The organism is Pontibacter diazotrophicus (genome assembly GCF_003367245.1).
Taxonomy (GTDB): domain Bacteria; phylum Bacteroidota; class Bacteroidia; order Cytophagales; family Hymenobacteraceae; genus Pontibacter; species Pontibacter diazotrophicus.
The window spans coordinates 1-16,056 of sequence record NZ_QRGR01000032.1 but is presented as its reverse complement, the minus strand read 5'-3'; the positions used below and the strand labels follow the sequence as shown (position 1 = coordinate 16,056).

15 protein-coding genes and 2 rRNA genes are annotated in these 16,056 nt (G+C 46.9%); 1 reads left to right on the top strand and 16 read right to left on the bottom strand.

Going from position 1 to position 16,056, the window contains the following annotated elements; genetic code table 11:
• Positions 1 to 25: 25 nt before the first annotated feature.
• The 11 genes from DXT99_RS22270 to DXT99_RS22220 all read right to left on the bottom strand — a co-directional run bounded on the left by DXT99_RS22270 (position 26) and on the right by DXT99_RS22220 (position 10,676).
• Complete coding sequence (locus DXT99_RS22270) at positions 26 to 823, bottom strand: haloacid dehalogenase type II (RefSeq protein WP_115567815.1); 798 nt, start codon at positions 821 to 823, stop codon at positions 26 to 28.
• Positions 824 to 1,153: 330 nt separating this feature from the next.
• On the bottom strand, positions 1,154 to 1,837 hold the full coding sequence (locus DXT99_RS22265; RefSeq protein ID WP_115567804.1) for a Crp/Fnr family transcriptional regulator: 684 nt from the start codon (positions 1,835 to 1,837) through the stop codon (positions 1,154 to 1,156).
• Positions 1,838 to 2,184: 347 nt separating this feature from the next.
• A complete protein-coding gene (locus DXT99_RS22260; RefSeq protein WP_115567803.1) occupies positions 2,185 to 3,057 on the bottom strand; it encodes an alpha/beta fold hydrolase in 873 nt (290 codons plus the stop codon).
• 285 nt (positions 3,058 to 3,342) lie between these two features.
• Positions 3,343 to 3,933: a carboxymuconolactone decarboxylase family protein gene (locus tag DXT99_RS22255; protein ID WP_115567814.1), complete on the bottom strand. Its 591-nt coding sequence runs from the start codon at positions 3,931 to 3,933 to the stop codon at positions 3,343 to 3,345.
• Positions 3,934 to 4,227: 294 nt separating this feature from the next.
• Positions 4,228 to 4,869 carry a Crp/Fnr family transcriptional regulator gene (locus DXT99_RS22250; RefSeq protein WP_181885222.1) on the bottom strand — a complete coding sequence of 214 codons (642 nt, stop codon included), beginning with the start codon at positions 4,867 to 4,869 and terminating at the stop codon, positions 4,228 to 4,230.
• Positions 4,870 to 5,051: 182 nt separating this feature from the next.
• Positions 5,052 to 6,521 carry a PQQ-dependent sugar dehydrogenase gene (locus DXT99_RS22245; RefSeq protein ID WP_147294277.1) on the bottom strand — a complete coding sequence of 490 codons (1,470 nt, stop codon included), beginning with the start codon at positions 6,519 to 6,521 and terminating at the stop codon, positions 5,052 to 5,054.
• A gap of 685 nt (positions 6,522 to 7,206) precedes the next feature.
• Positions 7,207 to 7,677, bottom strand: coding sequence for a DUF302 domain-containing protein (locus DXT99_RS22240; RefSeq protein ID WP_115567800.1), 471 nt, complete (start codon positions 7,675 to 7,677; stop codon positions 7,207 to 7,209).
• 168 nt (positions 7,678 to 7,845) lie between these two features.
• Positions 7,846 to 8,871 (bottom strand): cysteine hydrolase family protein, encoded by a 1,026-nt coding sequence (locus DXT99_RS22235; protein ID WP_115567799.1) that lies wholly within the window; start codon positions 8,869 to 8,871, stop codon positions 7,846 to 7,848.
• A 46-nt stretch (positions 8,872 to 8,917) separates the two neighbouring features.
• Complete coding sequence (locus tag DXT99_RS22230) at positions 8,918 to 9,739, bottom strand: glycoside hydrolase family 15 protein (protein ID WP_115567798.1); 822 nt, start codon at positions 9,737 to 9,739, stop codon at positions 8,918 to 8,920.
• A gap of 12 nt (positions 9,740 to 9,751) precedes the next feature.
• Positions 9,752 to 9,922 carry a hypothetical protein gene (locus DXT99_RS27150; RefSeq protein ID WP_181885221.1) on the bottom strand — a complete coding sequence of 57 codons (171 nt, stop codon included), beginning with the start codon at positions 9,920 to 9,922 and terminating at the stop codon, positions 9,752 to 9,754.
• A 445-nt stretch (positions 9,923 to 10,367) separates the two neighbouring features.
• Complete coding sequence (locus tag DXT99_RS22220) at positions 10,368 to 10,676, bottom strand: DinB family protein (protein WP_147294276.1); 309 nt, start codon at positions 10,674 to 10,676, stop codon at positions 10,368 to 10,370.
• A gap of 616 nt (positions 10,677 to 11,292) precedes the next feature.
• Between DXT99_RS22220 and arsM the strand changes: the two genes are divergently transcribed.
• Positions 11,293 to 12,264, top strand: coding sequence for an arsenosugar biosynthesis arsenite methyltransferase ArsM (gene arsM, locus DXT99_RS22215; protein WP_181885220.1), 972 nt, complete (start codon positions 11,293 to 11,295; stop codon positions 12,262 to 12,264).
• 29 nt (positions 12,265 to 12,293) lie between these two features.
• Here arsM and DXT99_RS22210 read toward each other — a convergent pair whose 3' ends face one another.
• The 5 genes from DXT99_RS22210 to DXT99_RS22190 all read right to left on the bottom strand — a co-directional run.
• Positions 12,294 to 12,992 carry a DUF421 domain-containing protein gene (locus tag DXT99_RS22210; protein WP_115567795.1) on the bottom strand — a complete coding sequence of 233 codons (699 nt, stop codon included), beginning with the start codon at positions 12,990 to 12,992 and terminating at the stop codon, positions 12,294 to 12,296.
• Positions 12,993 to 13,016: 24 nt separating this feature from the next.
• A complete protein-coding gene (locus DXT99_RS22205) occupies positions 13,017 to 13,706 on the bottom strand; it encodes a DUF421 domain-containing protein (protein WP_115567794.1) in 690 nt (229 codons plus the stop codon).
• Positions 13,707 to 13,952: 246 nt separating this feature from the next.
• Positions 13,953 to 15,149: a sensor histidine kinase gene (locus DXT99_RS22200; RefSeq protein WP_246000953.1), complete on the bottom strand. Its 1,197-nt coding sequence runs from the start codon at positions 15,147 to 15,149 to the stop codon at positions 13,953 to 13,955.
• 563 nt (positions 15,150 to 15,712) lie between these two features.
• Positions 15,713 to 15,824: ribosomal RNA gene (gene rrf, locus DXT99_RS22195) — 5S ribosomal RNA — on the bottom strand.
• Between the two features lie 113 nt (positions 15,825 to 15,937).
• Positions 15,938 to 16,056, bottom strand: a 23S ribosomal RNA gene (locus DXT99_RS22190); the annotation flags it as partial.

The window sequence follows — 16,056 nt, the reverse complement described above, 5'->3', positions numbered from 1 at the left end:
CTGCGCAGCAATCCCTAAAAAGGTTTTATCGCTTAGCTGCCATAAGCTTTTCAGCTATCTGGGCTAAATCAGGAGCCACGATTTCAGGATTACCAGCAAGAGGATAAAGTTGCTGGCCGGGTCTGGAGATAAAGGCAGTTTGCCAGCCTGCCCATTGCGCACCAGCCACATCCCAGCCATGTGCTGCTACTAAAAGACTTTCAGAGGGGCTTACCCCCATTTTGCGAATTGCCCAATTGTATAAACGGCTATGGGGCTTGTACATCCCTACTTCTTCAATGCTCAGCAACGCCTCAAAATACTTTCTTAATCCGGAATTTGCCATCTGTTCTTCTACTGCCTGCTTAGAAGAGTTGGTGAGGGTGACAAGGGTATACCCGGCATTCTTTAGCCTGCCAAGCGCTTCCGGCACTTCCGGGTGGGCAGGAAGCGAATGAATGGGCTTGAGGGCTCCTTTTGCCTTCTCTTCTGTTAAGCTGATGTTATGGTTGCGGGCTACCATCTGGAGTGTTGCTGCCCCGATCTCTCCAAAGTCTCGGTATTGGTCGCCTACTGTTGCCACCAGTGAAAACTGCAGCATAGTGGTAAACCACAGGGGTACCAACTCTTTGCGACCGCCCAGCACCCTGGTTACACTTTCTTTTAGTGGAGTAAGATCAAGCAGCGTTTCATTCACATCAAAGAAAATAACCTTAGGGCTTGTAACCTTTCTATTGCCTGCCATCATTTCCTTTGTTTCTCCAAGAGCAAGTGGAGCTACTACTACTCCGCCCGCAGAGAGCAGGGACTTACGGAAAAAGCTTCTTCTATCAATATCCTTCATAGTTGTTTTAAAAATGTTCAGCTTCTGCAGCACACATAACGCCCCAGGTGTGTCACCTGAGTTAGTTGGCTCAGCTATAGGGTCCTTAATCCGGAAGAAATTCTTCTTTACCTCCAACTGGAAATGTAAGTCTTTAAGCCATGTTATAGCTGAACCTGAAACCTCAGAATATGTTTACTGGCAGTATACTGTCTATTCACAAAGGCAGGTTTTATCACCTTGCCCCTGTATGCGGCTATCTTTAAAAAATGCACACAAGAACAGGCGGATGTATGTAGCTGAAAAGGAATGTTTAAAGTAGCAATACATTTGTATGTATCCTTTCTGCCGCTAAAGCAGAGAGAGGTCTTTAACGTAAATCCGGTTGCGATCGTACTTGATCAGGCCCTGCTTTTCCATATCCTTGAGTAAGCTGCTTACGCTCTGGCGGCAGGTGGCTGTAAGTTTGGCAATGTCGGCGTGTGTCAGTCTAAGCCTTACTTCTACCTGGTCGGGATCACCGGCAACAATTCTGCCATGCTCCTGCGCAATTTCTTTTATGAGGGTACGAATACGCTGCTCGGCATTTTTGCAGATGAGTGATTCAAGTCGGTTTTGCACCTTCTTTACCCGCGTCCCAAGCCGCTTCAGAATCTCTGTGTTCAGGCAGGGCATACACTGCATCAGTTTCAGCATTTCTTTCAAAGGGATGACGCATACTACGGCATCTTCCAATACTACTGCCGCTTCTTCCCTTTCTTGCTGGCCCGCTATGCCTAATTCGCCAAAGAGCTCCCCCGGACTGATAATATTCAGAATGATTTCTTTTCCATCAGGGGTTTGACGATATATCTTCACCTTCCCCTCTTTCAGAATGTAAACACTGTCAGAGGCTTCAGAAGGAAAGTATATAACTTCTTTTCTGGGCACATGCTGCATCACAGCCGTGCCAGCAACCTTCTTCCTTTCCTCAAGCGTCAGTATCTTCCTGAGGTTAAAATTCTCTAGGTACCAAAGTTTTGTCCGAACCATCATAAAACATGATTTTCAAAGTTCTATCAATGTACATAAAGTCTTAGAATAATTTTGTTTTATAACCGGTTATATGAACTTAATAGATTGAAGCAAAGTACCAGGGTACTGTAAAAAATGCCTACAGCTTAGACCGAGATCATTACCTGCAAGTAAATGGTATGTACGAAAAAACAGCATTGCGGTACATGCCACTGTTCCTTACTTTTTCTCTGCGTCAGCTGCTCAACCAAGGATACCCATCATAAACAGAAACAGAGGCGGTAATACAGCTGTGCATTTCCTTCTGTTACTTTGTATACCGTTCATGGTTTCATAGCATTACTGATGAAGTACCATCAACATACCATTTAATTTCCTGTAATAGCTGCAATATGAGCTGCTACTGCCTCCCACTGGTCTTCCTGCAAAAAGTGCTTGGCTGGCAGTTTGTGTACTTCTTTCAGGTTGGCAACCTGTTTTATCTCCTCTCCATAGCGCTCATAATCCAAGGCCGGATCTTCGGCTCCCCAAACTGCCTGCACTGGGTACGGCACATCCTGTACTGCCTGGTGGCAAAGCTCCCGGAAAGCAACAGAATCCTCGAAATTGCGCATGATCTTCAGAAACGCTTTTCCTCCATCATCACGTTTCAAAAGGTCCACATACGCATTGATTTCTTCTGTAGGAATAACATCCGTATTAGAGGCACCTAAACCTTTAAACATCAGCTGCCAGGTTGTATGTGTGGTAGCGGCCAACTGTGCTTCACCCAAAACAGGTTTTTCATATGGGCGCATGGGCAGCGGTTTCTGAAATTTATCGACGTCAATCCAGGTATTAAGAATTGTCAATGAGAGGATTTTGTCGCGGTTCTGCGCGGCAAGGGCAAAACCAATGGGCCCGCCAATATCATGAATGACCAGGTGGTACCGCTCCAAACCCAGTTCTTCGGCAGCACGCGCACAGAAATGCGCAAAGTTGGGAAAGGAATAGTCAAAGTCTTCAGGTCTGTCCGATAATCCCAATCCGGGTAAATCTACCGCGACACCTCTTAGCTCTTTTTTCACCAGTTCTTTCAGCACTTTCCGATAGAGGTAAGAAGACGTGGGCACTCCATGGATGCAAAACACCGGTTTCCCTTCGCCCCAGTCCAGGACAAAGGTTTTTACTCCATCTACCGTAATATATTTTCCAGAGGCCTGGTGCTCCTCAATTACCTGCTCTACACTTCTCACGCTCATATATTTCTAAGTTTTTGTTTATTAATGTTCCTCTGCTATAATCTTACTGTTTCTTGCTCCTTAGCGTTAGCTTATTTTGCTCTGTGTTCTTGCAGTATGCCCTGCAGGAGTTGATAGTGTTTGGACGCTTTATGTGATGATAAAAAGAAAAGCGGGTACATAGTTTTGCTAACTATTACATACCCGCTATCCTGTTTTCTGATTTATTAATGCCTAAGTTCTTTATGACAGACAAAATATCAACAGAACTCAGTTCACAGCCTTAGCTGGAATCCAAAATGAAAACTATGCTTCCTGGCTTTCCCTTTTAGACCACTTCCTACTGCTGAAAGCATCATCTACCGGTGTCTGGAAAATATGGTTAGAGTAATTGCTCAGGGTTTTAACCGCGAGGGCGAGGACAATTTCCAGGATTTGCTTTTCCTGGTAGCCTGCCTCTAAAAAGGCCCTCACATCCTCCTGATTCGGGTTACCCCGTTTTTCGAACATCACTTTCGTAAAATCAGACAAAGCCCTCAGTTTGGCATCGGGAATTTCCTCCCCATCCCGGATGGCATCTGTCACCTCCTGGGGTACTTTAGACATTTTATCAGCAATAAAGCTGTGAGCGGCTGCACAATATTCACAGCCGTTTAAGACGCTGATTGTTAAGAAAACAACTTCCTGTTCAACAGGGCTGAAACCACTGTTCTTCCGGAAGCGGTCGTACCCGATGGCATAGGTCTCCATCAAACCCGGAGAGTTGACCATGTTCGCATACATGTTCGGAATCATGCCCATCTCTTTCAGGGACTTCTCCAGTTGCGGCTTCTGAGCCTCATTCGCGTTATCCAGTGTAACAGGTTCTAAAGTAGTTTTAAATCTTTTTTCTTCCATGTAAATCAAAATGGGTGAGTTTCCCCACATTATAAATGTCTTAAAACAGCCTTTCCCTCACATCTTTCACATCAAGAGAATCGTTTATTGCCCTTAATGGGGGTGAGGGAAAGGCTGCTCTTTTGTTTACGGCATATCTTTATTTCGAAGGAAGAAATTGCACTGGAAAATGCAGGTTTGTCAGCAAACTGACAAAAGGCCTACTATGTCCGCTATTTTAAAGAAGTATAAATAGAGAATGCACATAAAGGCATCATTGGCAGTATATTATCCTGTTTTTTATTACAAAGAGAACTAAAGCAGGCGAAGGTCTTTCACATAAACCCTTTTGCGGTCGTACTTAATAAGGTTGTTTTTCTCAAGCTCATTGAGCTGTGTCGTAACGGTCTGGCGACTGGTGGCCGTCAGCTTCGCCATCTCATCGTGCGTCAGACCCAATCTCACCTCCCGCTGGTTCTCATCACCTGCTATGATGCGGCCATGTTCTTCGGCCAGTTCTTTGATGAGAGAGCGGATGCGCTGCTCAGCAGTTTTAAAAATAAGTGACTCCAGCCGGCTCTGAATTCTCTTTAAGCGGAAGCCGATAAGCTTCAGAATTTCTGTGTTGAATTTCGGGTTATCCTTCATCATGCGTTGCAGGTCTTCCAGGCCGACCACACAGATAATGGCATCGTCGGTTACTTCGGCAATCTCCTCCCGCTCCTGCTTGCCTGTTATTCCCAACTCTCCAAAGACTTCGCCCGGACCTAAAATGGCCAGGATAATTTCTTTACCGTCCGGAGAGATACGGGAGATCTTCACCTTTCCCGCCTTCAGCATATAGATATTAGAGGAGCTTTCGGTCGGAAAGTAAAGCACCTGCTTTTTGGGCGCATGCCGCATGTCGGCTACACTGTCCAGCTTTTCTTTTTCTTTTTTAGAGAGCGCTTTGAGCATATCGAAATTTTCAAGGTACCAAAGCTTGGATTGGGGATGCATATAATAATTCTATAGTTAAGTATGTTTTGTAATTAAGGTTTGTGAAGACGAGGCATAAAAAGGCTCTTCAGGTTATCTATAACCTGAAGAGCCTTCCTCATCAGACAATAAAATAAAAACGATTACTTCTTACAAAACTATTACTTCTTACTTACCTTCCAGATAGCGCCGGTGCCAGGCTTGTATTCATAAGGCGGCGCCTGACTCATGTCTATTTCCACCACACCATAGTCTACGATGTACATGGCATCATCCGGGCCAAATTGTACATCAAAAGGCCGGTCAAGCCCCTTGCCCTGGCCTCCCTGCGCTGAAGCAGGTCCCGGCAAAAGGTTATGCACAAAAGGCTTCAGGTGTCCTGTGGCCGGGTCTACCATCACCACCTGGAAACCGGCAGGGTCTTGTCCTCTCAGTGGGTTTGTGGGCGGTGCAAGGTCTCCCCACTCTGCTATAAACACATGTCCGGCCATATCGCCCCAAGAGGCAGGTGCCACGTCCATCATGCTTGGGGAGGAGTTGAACTCGTGTTTTCCCAGCACTACAGAAGGGTTCGGAGGCGTGAGCCCGCTGGCCTGGTGGTCTATCACGAAATCCAGTTCCTTGCCCACCGGCTCGCCATTTACGAATACCATCGGCTGCAGGTTGTCAGGCACCTCGAAAAGCTCCCAGTCCAGCGGCTTGCGCTCAGCGGAGAAATCAGGCACCCCATACCATTTGCCCTGCTCTATGCGCAGGCTGGCATCCATATAGTCTTTCACAGGTCTTGCCCCGCGTATGTCATATCCGTTCTCTGCCGCGTACATTGCACCCGTCCTTTTGTCCCAGGCAAGGCCAATCAGGTTACGGAAGCCCCAGGCATGAGTCTCCACCGTGCCCATTGGGTTTCTGGTGTCAAAGGAAAGGATGGAGCCGCCGCAAAGAGTTACACCTTTTATTACCTGCCCTGGCTCTGTTGGCGTACCGAAAGGCACATAAGCGCCCGTTAGCACAGAATCAGTAGGGTCCTCTGTGCGGAAGTCAGCAGTCTTGTAGTTTCTGCCCTTCAGCACGATATCCTGGCAGGGAGTTGCACGCACATTGGGGCTCTGCATAATCCAGGGACCTACGGACATATCCATTACGGCCGCGTTGCCCGCCATGCCCACGGCCACATACATGCGCCCGTCCGGACCCATGCGGATGTCGTTTATCTGGTGCTCGGCCTGGCTGTCAATGATGCCCTGCAGGATAGTCTCCACCTGGCCGCTCTTCGTCACGCGCGAGACGGCACCGGTCAGGTCCTCGCCACGGTGGGTGATGTAGAAGGCTTCTTCGTGCCAGACGATGCCTACAATGGCGGGGTTTATACCCTTGCCGGCCAGGTCCACCACCTGCGTAGCCTTGCCGTTTTTCACCTGCATGATGCGCATAGGCGCAAGCTTTTCCGGCTCCAGGCCACCACCGGCCTCCACCACGTACATATTGCCCGCATCATCCCAAGTCACACTGGTCGGCAGCTGGAGCCCTTCTGCCACTTTCTCAATTTGAAAGCCTGCCGGCACCTGTACTACCAGGGGCTCAAACGAATCATCATCCTGGAAGAGGTGACAGCCAGATAAGATGACTAGCATGGAGAGGGCCATTAAGAGCTACATACTTTTGCGGAGGGTCCTGAGAGAAAAGCCCTCTGGCAGTAAACCGCCCTTCTTGTTTCGCTGTTGTTCCATAATTGTTGGTTAAAGGTTGTAAAGAATTGAATTCATCTATTGCATGTTACAGTTTTCTTACCGGCACCCGATGAAGTGCTTCTTACCTGAACCACATTCTAAACCAGTAAAAACAACATGAGATTGTGTTGTCGCAGTTACGCAGTCATAGCACCTCTTCTTCACAATAATCCAATCATTCTCAGGCTATTATACCATACGATTGTGCTATTCACCTGTTTTTGTCGCGCCCGCCTTCAAAAGCTGATATAATGCTCCACTAAAACAGTAGATGTACTTCCTGTCAATGTAGACAGGTCAATAATGCTTGTAAGCAGCAGTTGAACCTCTGCTTAAGAATGGTAAGGAATCTTTCTATTTGTCGGCTCAGCGACACAAAACATGGCTTAGCGAGTTGCTTGGTAACTGAAGGAAGATAAGGATGAGAAGTGTTGAAACTCACCTGAAATCAGTTTAATCCCATTGCTGAGTTTTTACAGCAAACTCTCTTTATTCACAGCCTTGTATTATTTCTGCGGCTTTTTTGCATTACTTTCCGGTATGTAGAAAAAGCACTACATCCAGATAGCAATTATAAAAGCTGGGGCGGCTATTTCTTAACCTGTTCTACTTTTTGGGTAAGGCTTTCCAGCACCCCCCGCATCTTCTGTAATACATCATTCTCATCTTCCAGCTTATAAGTGCCTGACAATGCTTGAGGATTATGGTAGCTGACGAAGACTTTACCCTGCTCATTCTGCCAGACAAGCAAACGCAGCGGCAGGTCCAGACCAACTCGCTGGTCGGCCTGCATCAGTTGGGTTCCCACCTGAGGATTGCCAAAAAGCAGCAGGTAGGTAGGCCTTAGCTTCAGCCCGTTTTTGGCGGCGGCCTGTGCATGATCAATCTCCTCCACTAAAGTCAGCCCCATCTCATTGATAGCAGACTGCAGCACCTCCACTGTTTTAGCCACAGAATGAGCGCTGGGTACGTTGACAAGGCCTGCCTTTTCTCCGGATTGCGCCCAGGATGGTAAAGAGATAACCAACAGAAAGAAAAAGAAAGCAGAAGGTTTTTTCATGATATAGATTTAGAATAAAGAGATGGTAGAGGCGCAATCTGCTTATACAGCACATCCAGCAAATTTTCAGACCTCCTGTAAGCTTAGTTGACTATTTATATAATACAGGAAGTGGCCCCTCTCAGAAAAAAGAGCCACTTCCTGTGATTTCAGCCTGTTAAAGCCAGGCTATACCCTGTCAGTTAGAACGGAGGCTGTTGTTGATCGGTATAGTTTGTCAACTTCTCCGGCAAGTGGACCTTGTTTCGCCATCCGTTCTTTTCGGGTAGGGGCCTCTTTCCAGGGCATCTCTCCTACCACCAGCTTCGGTATGTTGATGAACACCTCCTTACCGCTCCGCTTGGTAACAGCATCCAGCGGGATAAAGGTGTCTGTTTTAAAGATAAGCCCCCGGGGCACCAGGATATAGCCTTCTGTATCGCCACTGGCTTTTACCACCTTCTCAACGGTTCCTATGTCGCCGTTGTCGGAGCCTTTAACAGTGTCGCCCTCCTGTACATGCACCGCAGCAGCAGAAGCCTCAAGCGCCTCCAGAAACTCTTCTGCCGTTATCACAGCGTTAGAGACCAGCGGCAAGTTCAGGTGCACGGCTGCTTCGTACTCCGGAAGGCTGGCTGCGCCCATTGCGTCTTTGATCATGGTCACATCATAGCCATCTTCTATGGCGTGCCGTGCAGTAGACTCACAGCAGAGGTTTGCCGCCATACCGGCAATAACCAGGTGGGTAGTGCCTAATTGTTGTAGCACCTCAGGCAAGTCAGTTCTGAAAACATCGCAGGTCTTATGCGGCAGCAGCACAATATCGCCTTGCTGCGGCTGCAGGTCAGGGTGAAAGTCTGCTCCCCAGCTGCCCGCCAGGAACATCTTCGTTTCAAACATCATGCGGTTGATGCCGCTTCTCTTTTGCAGCTTTTCGTCGGTATAATCATCCTCTGTGTAAGCCATCGGCCCGAAAAGAACGGGAATGCCTTTTGCGCGGGCACCCTCTATGGTTTTCCGGAGATGTTCGATCATGTTATGCAACTTGAGGGTGTTCTTTGTCAGTTCGTAAGCGGCACCTCCCTCCGAGAGGAAGTCGTTTACCGGGTCAATGACTAAGAGGGCTGTTTTATCAACCGGAAAAGTGAGGCTGCTTTCCTCCTTGGGTAAAAAGGTAGCCTTAGGGTTCGGATCATGTGGTCTTGCTTGTTCCATAGTATTTGGTTGGTTAAATAAACTTACTATTAGTTAAACTATGCCTTTAGCCCCAAGGTTGGCATAAATAGTTCGCTTCCAGCATTTTGACACCTGTTATACCTGAAAAAATGCAGTTTTGTCGGAATGGCGACAAAACAGATGCCGAAGGCAGCTGGCATCGGGAGAGGAAATAAGACGATGCACAACGCTGTGCTGGTAAGAACGAGCTGATAGCAGGCTGCAGCGGTTCACGTAATAAGCAACCGCTCAACAGCGTGCCAGCACGGGCCAAGGCACTCACAATCATAGCGGCATCCCGCAGCCACATATACCGGTAATGGTAATTCCGCTTCCCCCTTATAACCTCCGGCAAAGAAGTGGTAGCAGCGGCAATTATGCCTCCGTTCTGTGAGTACGTCAGCATGCGCAGCAGACGCAGCGATTTTCGCACCTCCTCTTCATACGGCCCCTTACAGGTAATGTGGTTGGCTATCTCCCGCCAGTTCTGCAACGTCTGACTCCTTACTTCCTCCAGTATATCCGCTGGTGTATCCAGCGCTTTCTCTGCCACTATAAACAATGCTTTTTCTCCGGCGGGAACCTGGCAGGAGACGGAATCCGGTTCTACCGTCAGTGGATGAGAGGCATGGAGGTGAAAATCAAATTCAAACGTCGCATGTTTCTCTTCTTTCCGCTCTATAACCGGAGGTTGCCGGGCATAGTTAGGGCGTGGGTTTAGTTGCATCGCGTATGGCTCCGGGGACTCGGAAAGCTGGCGGCAGATGCCGTATAAGCGGGCATTTATTGGCATCCAGTCTTCCAGCAGCAGGCTGCCTTTGTCGCCCCTGAAGCAAACAGCTGTCCTCCAGGTACTCCCGCTTCTCAAATTCCAGCCCCCTTATATCCAGGCTCCAGTTCCCGCCTTTTTGAGGATCCAGCAATGAAGCAAAAGAGAGGAGCTGTCGAAACGCTTGGGGCAGTACCACACAATATTTCCACGCTTATCAAGCAAGGCACGTCGGTCGCCAATCATGGCCAGGTCGTTCAGGGGTGTAAATTGGTCTGTCATGTTTTCAGGCTCCGTATCCATGCATGCGTATACTTGGATTTTTCAGCTGGCTCTTCGCAATTATTTTTGTAAAAGCCAGACGCCCAGGCATAGCTTGATTTAGAATGACGCCGGGTATAGCTGGCCTGACCACTAATTTGTTACAGGACGACACAGGAAAAGGTTTCTTTCTATTGATTACCTTATAGCATTCTTGTAGCAAATGCATTCACTACACCACCTTTCATAATTTATGTTCCTGACAGGAAAGAATGGAATAAAAGAAAAAGTTGCTCCTGATTCAGCACCCTTACCAGCCTCTGTAGCTGGGAGCTACTACTCCATTCATGCGTAAATAAAGGATTGCCTGGGCTCGATGGTGCCCGGCATAGTCCCGCATGAGGTAAAAGATATTTTCTTTGGGCATTTTTTCACCACCAAAAACAATGCTTTCCTGAAGCGTTTGTTAATCTACCTCTTTTACTAACCGGCCCACATATCTGAATGCCTCCCCAAGCGCTATGTTAACTTCCGCTTTGGTAAGGGCTTCAGGCTTTTTTCCCTTAAAGAAGTCCGGGCTTTCCCCTGTTATTAAGCCAGACAAAAAAGAAATATTCTGGACTACATGCGTTAGCTGTTCCTGAAAGGACATGCTTTCCTCCAGAGGCTTAAAATTGTAATTTTCTGCAGGCATTGCCTCTGCTACTTCCAGGGTGTAGTCTGTTGCCCGCTGCCATACGCCCGGATAATCCTTTTTAAAATACGACTGTGCCATTATACTATGCTGTATAAAAAAGGCTATGACAATGAATAAAGCTTGTTTTGAAAATTTCATGCTTGAGAATGCTAAAAGATGAACCCAGGTATAAAAACATACAGTTATCGCAGCGTATGGCTGCGATAACTAACCCTTGCGTCTTCAATATGTTCCTGTTACATGAGAAGAACAGATTTTGGCTCAAAAGCTTTTAATAAGATGTAGCAAAAAATTGATTTGTCTGCTTCACGACATTTACCACGGTTATATCATATTATCTTCAAAAAGCAAAGACGCTCTCCCGCTTAAACCGTTTGCGATAAAATCAAACTTTTGTACCTTCCGCTCGCTCTGGATGTCTTGGTGATGTAATCAAAAGATTTAGAATATTTGTCAAGCGCAGATTGCTGTTTTAGCCATCTGCCTGTTTCTTACCTGTTATTCAAAAAGCATTTTTACAACTATAGAAAAGCACCTGAGGAATAAGCGCTACAGAAAAACAACTCGTGGCTGCTTACTCTGCCAGTGGCAGCAGTCTGCGCAGGCATCGTGTATTGGTTTATACATACATTTATTGCATATTAAGGCTATAGTAGCTACATTATTTTATTTAAAGATCAAAGGAAAAATACATATGAGTGATTATTTAGAGGCAGTGAAGCTGGTGTATGAAGATGCCGCCAATAACCCGCAGAAGGGACTCTGCTGTACCACCACACCTGTCTGGCAGTTACCGGCCCTTACGGTTCCCCGAAAAATGCAGGAGATGAACTACGGTTGCGGCTCCACAGTAAACCCCCGCGACCTGAGCCACAACCCTACTGTTCTGTATGTCGGCGTAGGAGGCGGAATGGAACTGTTGCAGTTCTCTTATTTTAACCGCAGGCCGGGTGCCGTGATTGGAGTGGACCCTGTAGACAGGATGTTGGATGTTTGCGATGAGAACCTGCGCCAGGCAGAGCAGGAGAACAGCTGGTTTCAGCGTACCTTTGTCGAGCTCCGACACGGTGATGCCCTGCACCTGCCTTTAGAAGATGCGTCTATTGATGTGGCAGCCCAAAACTGCCTGTTCAACATATTTAAGGAAGAAGAACTGGAGGTGGCGCTAAAAGAGATGTACCGCGTGCTGAAGCCGCACGGAAGGCTGGTGCTCTCAGACCCAACCAGCGAGTCTTATATGCCTGAAAGCCTGCGCAACGATGACCGCCTGCGCGCCCTTTGCCTGAGTGGTGCTATACCGCTGGAGCAGTACATTGACTCTATAACTGACATTGGATTCGGTACCGTGGAGGTAAGAGCCAGGCGCCCTTACCGTGTGCTTGCACCGGGACAATACGATACGGACAGCGTTATCTATATCGAAAGCGTTGAGATATGCGCCATTAAAGATCCGATGCCTGAAGATGGGCCTTGTGTATTCACCGGAAAACATGCCATCTACTTTGGTGACGATGATTTTTTTGATGACGGAAAAGGACACACTTTGCTGCATAACCAGCCATTGGCTGTATGTGATAAAACCGCCAAAGCACTCCAAGGGCTGGGCCGGAATGATATTTTTGTTACAGCATCCACCTGGTTCTACGATGGAGGTGGATGCTGTTAAAGCCGCAAGCCATCAGGTCACGGTAATCATCAGGACCTGATGGCTTCATACCACTGCTTCTGGCCACAATGCTCACAGGTATGTTCTGGCTTTTTCTGGCTCTTCACTACATTTCCACAACCTCCACAGGCATACGCATCTCGTGCCACCGTCATCTCCTGAAGAAAATCTGTATCCCATGCGGGTAAGATACAGAGCCCTTCGTGTTCCTCTTCATCTTCATAGAGATAGATGGTAAAAGCTCCGTTTGCTTCTAGGAAAGCCCTTTGTACCTTCCCTAAATTACTAACGCTCCTGACCCTAAACTCGGTCAGGAGGCGTTCGCGGGAAATCTTGCTGTCCGCCATGTTTTTCAGTTCCAGACGTCCATCCTGCGCCAGAGCATTGATGCTATCTATAACAAGGCTCTCGAATCCAGGGTTTCCTAACGTTTTAATTGAGATAAAGCGCTGAAACCCGATTATCACCGCCGCTACTATAAAGGCCGGTAATAAGCCCTGTGAGGGGTCCTGCATGGGTAGCCCTATGGCCGCTGCCAGCGAAACCATAGCAATCATCTCATTTCTGCTGATCATCGCAGACATACGTTTCCCCATAACCCGCATGCTCACGACCAGCAACAGGTATATAACGGTCACTCTGATGAGTACTTCTATCAAAAAGAACCAGGGCACATCACCTAACAGAATTCTCATCCAATCCCACAGTTCCGCATCTGCTGCATTCATACATTCTTTCTTTAGCTAAAATAATTACCGGATAGCAGGTATCCATTCTTCGTTGCCACAGTTACTACAGGCTAATGTTGTATTATTTGATTTTTCAACTACGTTACCGCAGTAGCAGCAGGCTTGCTGCTTATGCACCTCTTTTTTTTCGGGGGGCAGCGCATTTTCAGATCTAGGGAAAACAGACAAACCCGGTTTTGCTTCATCAAGCTTGTAGACGCTAAAATGACCATCTGCTTCGGAATAGAGTCTTTTCACCTGCCCCAGATGCCGGATGCCCTGAGACCGAAGAATAGCGAAAACCTGGTCTTTGCTGATGCGCAACCTTTGTAACTCCTCCGGATCTATCACACCCTCTTTGGCCAGAAGTGTAACTTTCCCTTGCGTAAGTACTTCTACGCTGCGATTTTTGGAGGTGAGATAAGTAAGGCCCTGGTGCAAAAGCAGGATAGCAATCAGGAGAATGACCCCGGGAAGGATTCCCTTATCGAAAGACTGCATGGGCACAGACGCGATGGCTCCCAGTGTAAGCATTACAGCTAAATCTGTAATGGTTAATTGTGCATTCATGCGTTTGCCCAACAAGCGCATCACAATGATCAGGCAAACATAAATGATGAGTGTTCTAAAAAAAACCTCCAGCATAAAGCCCCAGGGGTTATTCCCTATCAGGATTCGCTCCCAATCCCCTAATTCTATATTCTCTTTTTCCATACCAAGAGATATACTAAAAGGGTATGGCTAATGTTGCGACATTATAGCAACAGCGCCCCATCATTCTCCCTTTTCCAGAAATGTTAGGCCCCCTGCCAAATACAGGCTTCTGATTTTATTGCGCTCACTATAACTGCAACAATTTTACTGAGGCCTGTCATGCTTCTTTCCTGAAGCAGTTCATATGTTTCATGCACACAAGGCACGCCTGCCTGACACCACAAGAAGCAATTCTAACCGGAAACATTATCTGGAGTTTTTTATGGGCAGCCTTATGATAAACTCAGTGTACGCTCCTTCTTTCGAGTCTATATTGATTTCTCCATTGTGCCCTTTGGTGATAATATCATAGCTCAGCGACAGCCCAAGGCCTGTCCCCTGCCCCGTTGGTTTAGTGGTAAAGAAAGGCTGCAGTATTTTATGGCGAATATTTTCCGGAATCCCACAGCCATTATCCCTGATGCGGAGTTCTATGGTCTTCCCTTTCCACTTAGTACTCACCTGCACCATCGGCTGGTAATTTTCCAGTATGTTAGATGTCATTTTCTGCTGCACGGCATAAAACGCATTGTTAAAAAGGTTGAGTAGCACCCTACCTATATCCTGTGGCACTACTTCCAGTTTGGGTATGTTGTTGTTGAGATGTGTTTCCAGTTTAGCACAAAAACCCTTATCCTTTGCTCGCAAGCCGTGGTAACTTAAGCGAAAGTATTCTTCTGCCAAGGCATTGATATCAGTAGGTTCTTTCTGGCCAGTACTGGCGCGGGTATGCTGCAACATCCCTTTTACGATGGAATCTGCCCGTTTGCCGTGATGGTGTATTTTCTGAAGGTTTTGCGTCAGATCCTGTATGATTTCCCTGACATGTTCCTTTTCCGCTTCAGGCAATTTCTGCAAGGGTCCGGCATTCAACTCGTCTACTAATTCAACACTTAGTTCAGAAAAATTATTGACAAAATTCAAAGGATTTTGAATTTCATGGGCAATACCGGCAGTGAGTTCTCCTAAAGAAGCCAGCTTTTCCTGCTGTATCAGTTGTGTTTGGGTAACTTTAAGTTCTTCTACTTTTTCCTGCAACGCTTCTTTCTGCTGCACTAACTCTGCTGTTCGCTTTGCTACTAATAACTCCAGTTCGGCTTTACGCTCTGCAACAAAATTCAGTTCCTGTTGCTGCTTTCTTGAATTTGCCCATCTGGCAAATATCCAGATAAAAGACCCAACAATGGCGAAGTTAAAGTAGCCTTCCCAATTGTCATAGAAATCAGGCATTACAAGTTCAGCGAAACTATTCAATATTCCAGCAAAAACTAATGGATAATTGGCCTGAATATAGGGTTTAAATTCACTGAAGTCGAGTTCTTTCTCCAGGTAGAGCAACAGTGCCAACAAGAGACTACTTCCAAGGAAAACACTTGCTTCGTCACTGAAAAAAAAAGAAACCACAAAGAAAAGAGCTATGACGGCCCACCCCGCAAATGCAAATAAACTCTGCCATTTTATGTACAGAGATGAATTCTGTAATGGCTTTTTTATGCGCCTTATAAGTAAAAAACCAGCCAAAAAAGAGAAAAAGTGCATGGGGTTATATTCTCTGATTAGAAAATATTTTACAGTTAAAGGCTCTTGCCCTCATTCCAGGAGAAAAGAAAAGAAGTCATATAACAAGCATTTATATAGGTTTTTACATAAGTTATTGTTTTTATTCCATTATACAAAAAACAACACCATAGCTTATCAGGAAAGAAAGATTTGAAAAGAGGCTTTACTCCTTTTGAGAGTACGGTTGATTTCTGCTGCTGCTAGTACGAATCTTCAGATTCATGTTGTAAGGTGAAGGCTGAGTCTCTGATGCTGCTGGGACGAAGACCCAGGAACAGTAAACGCAAAGATAGATATTTGCTATAGTAAGGTTTTTACAGCACCTCCGCCCTCCTGCGGCAGCGTCATAAAACGGGTATAAATCAAGAACGCCCCACCCCTTGTGAGGGTGAGGCGTCTTGTTGTGGTGTTGGCGGCCACCTACTCTCCCGGGTGTGACCCCAGTACCATCGGCGCGTCCGGGCTTAACTTCTCTGTTCGGGATGGGAAGAGGTGCTCACCGGAGCCATAGCCACCATTGCCTTTCTTGCGATTGCTGACCGCAATGATGCTTTTTAGTTTCATTAACATGATTTGGGAAAGAGGGAGAGCATGAAAGCAGCGGGCCGGTTTTCACGGCTTTGGCTTTCGCCTTTGAGAACGCGCTCGGGCAATTAGTACCGCTCGGCTGTGCCATTTCTGACTTTACACCTGCGGCCTATCGACGTGGTAGTCTCCCACGGCCCTTAAGGGAGATCTCATCTTGGGGCGG

Excerpts from the sequence above, each read along its gene's own strand:
- DXT99_RS22270 (WP_115567815.1), bottom strand. The coding sequence starts at position 823 with ATGAAGGATATTGATAGAAGAAGCTTTTTCCGTAAGTCCCTGCTCTCT.
- DXT99_RS22265 (WP_115567804.1), bottom strand. The coding sequence starts at position 1,837 with ATGATGGTTCGGACAAAACTTTGGTACCTAGAGAATTTTAACCTCAGG.
- DXT99_RS22260 (WP_115567803.1), bottom strand. The coding sequence starts at position 3,057 with ATGAGCGTGAGAAGTGTAGAGCAGGTAATTGAGGAGCACCAGGCCTCT.
- DXT99_RS22255 (WP_115567814.1), bottom strand. The coding sequence starts at position 3,933 with ATGGAAGAAAAAAGATTTAAAACTACTTTAGAACCTGTTACACTGGAT.
- DXT99_RS22250 (WP_181885222.1), bottom strand. The coding sequence starts at position 4,869 with ATGCTCAAAGCGCTCTCTAAAAAAGAAAAAGAAAAGCTGGACAGTGTA.
- DXT99_RS22245 (WP_147294277.1), bottom strand. The coding sequence starts at position 6,521 with ATGCTAGTCATCTTATCTGGCTGTCACCTCTTCCAGGATGATGATTCG.
- DXT99_RS22240 (WP_115567800.1), bottom strand. The coding sequence starts at position 7,677 with ATGAAAAAACCTTCTGCTTTCTTTTTCTTTCTGTTGGTTATCTCTTTA.
- DXT99_RS22235 (WP_115567799.1), bottom strand. The coding sequence starts at position 8,871 with ATGGAACAAGCAAGACCACATGATCCGAACCCTAAGGCTACCTTTTTA.
- DXT99_RS27150 (WP_181885221.1), bottom strand. The coding sequence starts at position 9,922 with ATGACAGACCAATTTACACCCCTGAACGACCTGGCCATGATTGGCGAC.
- DXT99_RS22220 (WP_147294276.1), bottom strand. The coding sequence starts at position 10,676 with ATGGCACAGTCGTATTTTAAAAAGGATTATCCGGGCGTATGGCAGCGG.
- arsM (WP_181885220.1), top strand. The coding sequence starts at position 11,293 with ATGAGTGATTATTTAGAGGCAGTGAAGCTGGTGTATGAAGATGCCGCC.
- DXT99_RS22210 (WP_115567795.1), bottom strand. The coding sequence starts at position 12,992 with ATGAATGCAGCAGATGCGGAACTGTGGGATTGGATGAGAATTCTGTTA.
- DXT99_RS22205 (WP_115567794.1), bottom strand. The coding sequence starts at position 13,706 with ATGGAAAAAGAGAATATAGAATTAGGGGATTGGGAGCGAATCCTGATA.